General features: G+C 69.7%; 3 protein-coding genes. 1 reads left to right on the top strand and 2 read right to left on the bottom strand.

The features are described 5' to 3' along the window. A partial coding sequence (locus AB0H37_RS44995; RefSeq protein WP_360618852.1) for a TetR/AcrR family transcriptional regulator occupies nt 1–209 on the bottom strand: 209 nt, incomplete at its 3' end. Between the two features lie 351 nt (nt 210–560). Beyond that, nucleotides 561–716 (bottom strand): hypothetical protein, encoded by a 156-nt coding sequence (locus AB0H37_RS44990; protein WP_179835731.1) that lies wholly within the window; start codon nt 714–716, stop codon nt 561–563. A gap of 226 nt (nt 717–942) precedes the next feature. On the opposite strand from AB0H37_RS44990, the gene AB0H37_RS44985 reads away from it, so the two are divergent. Further along, a complete protein-coding gene (locus AB0H37_RS44985) occupies nt 943–1,218 on the top strand; it encodes an NUDIX domain-containing protein (protein ID WP_218935241.1) in 276 nt (91 codons plus the stop codon). The last annotated feature ends 677 nt before the right edge of the window (nt 1,219–1,895 follow it).

The following is a 1,895-nucleotide window of genomic DNA, read 5'->3' as shown; positions in this document are numbered from 1 at the left end:
AGGTCGACGACGAGTCCCTCGACCGTCCGCCATCGCCGGTACAGCGTGGCCAGATGCACGCCCGAACGCTCGGCCACTTTCTCCAGGGTGAGTCCTGCGTATCCGCAGGCCTCCAGTTCGCCCTGGGTCGCGGCCAGCACCGCCGCACGGGTGCGCGCCGTCCGGCCGCCGGGGCGCACGGCCCCCGTCGCGCGCGGCTTCGCCTCCATGCGGCACTCCTTCCTGTGCGTTGTGACACAGGGTAACGCGAAATCGTTCGCATTAACAGTCGGGCGTCAGATGAGCTGGAGGCGCGCCCGCCTGGTGGCCCTGCTCGGCCGAGTGCCGGGCAGAATCGCCTCGGCGCAAGACGCCGACCCGCCGCGCAGATCATCCGGCCCGCCTTACTCGTTCAGGCCGCCCTGGCACGCGCTGCCGGCCACGCCGACGGCGCCACCAAGACCCTCCTGCACATCACCCACGCTCGCGCCCACGCCGCCCTCGGCGACAAGCCCCGAGCCCGCCCGCGCCCCGCTCGCCGCCGAAGATGCCCTCACCCGCGACGACGTACCTCAACCCACCTACTCCCTGCTCATGGGCCCCGCCGCCGGAACGGTCGACTCCCACACCGCCAGGACGCTGACCGAGATCGGCGACCATGCCGGTACCGAGGTCCGGTACCGGGCGGCCTTCACCTCCTGGGATCCCGCGGCCTTCCCGCGCGTCCACCTGCTCACCCACATGGACCTGGGCGATTGCCTCGCGGCCCAAGCGCGCCGACGAAGCGGTCGCGGCATGGAGCCGCGCGCTCGACCTCGCCGAGGGAATGGACTCGGCGCGCCACCCGGTCGGCGTTCGCCTCGATCCGGCATACCTTCACGCTCTACCGGCGTCGTGGCGTGCCGGGCACCGGCGTGCTGGAGCAGCGGATCCAGCACGCGCCCGTTTGAGAGGATCGTCTTCGTGACCGAATCCGCCCTGCCTCCGGCACCGGACTCCCACAACCTGCTCGTCGCCGCCGTCATCGTTCACGACCAGGCCAAAGGACAGGTACTGCTGCTCCAGCGCGGCCCCGACGCCAGATTCGCTCCACGGCACTGGAACCTCCCCATCGGCAAGGCCGACAAGGGCGAAGTCGTGACCGCCACCGCAGCCCGGGAACTGAAAGAGGAGACCGGCCTGGTCGTCCACCCCTCCGAACCGAAGGTGGCGGGGATCATCCATGGAGGGTGGGGGTAGAGGCGCCCAACGGGTTCCTCACGATCGTGTTCTTCGCCCACCGCTGGGTCTTCGGACGGAACAGCGCAGACCAGCGACGGCAGGAGGCAGGTCAGCGGGTGACGCCTACACCGCGACTGGCACTGAGGGTCTGGACAGCGATATAGGGGTGGCGCGCCAAGTAGTCGAGTGCCTCGTGTTCGCCCTAGGCGGCGCCCCTCATGAGAATTCCAGCGGTGGGTTCGATCTAGCGGCGCCGCTGACGGGGCCGCGGCTGCCCGCCGCGGCAGCCCGAGCCGGGCGACCACAGTTCGGCACCGAGCAGAGGAGGGCGCCGCCGGGCTGGCCACGACGCGCCAGGTCCGGCACCGGGAGCGGCGGGGCGCCCGCAGAGGTCGTCCAGCCGCCTTGCGCGGTCGGTCGGCTGTGTTACGAGTCGGACGGCCTCCCGGCTACCGTGAGTCACGCGCCATTGATGAGGGCAGGGTGTTATTCGCGGGAGATCCGAACAGACTTGATCTGCCCTGAGTCGCGCCGTGGAGTAGCGAAGGAAGCTGCCTGAACTGCGGCGATGTCGAGAGGCGGCTTCTCCTGGGGTCGACTGATCGTGTTCACACCGAAGAGGCCACTGGTTCGAACCCAGTATCGCCCACATTTCCCCAGCTCAGAGGCTTGCTCGAACGAAGAGCAGGCCTCTT

Source organism: Actinomadura sp. NPDC023710 (genome assembly GCF_040639875.1).
GTDB classification, from domain to species: Bacteria; Actinomycetota; Actinomycetes; order Streptosporangiales; family Streptosporangiaceae; genus Spirillospora; species Spirillospora citrea.
The sequence above is the reverse complement of the archived record's forward strand: the minus strand, read 5'-3'. Positions and strand labels throughout refer to the sequence as shown.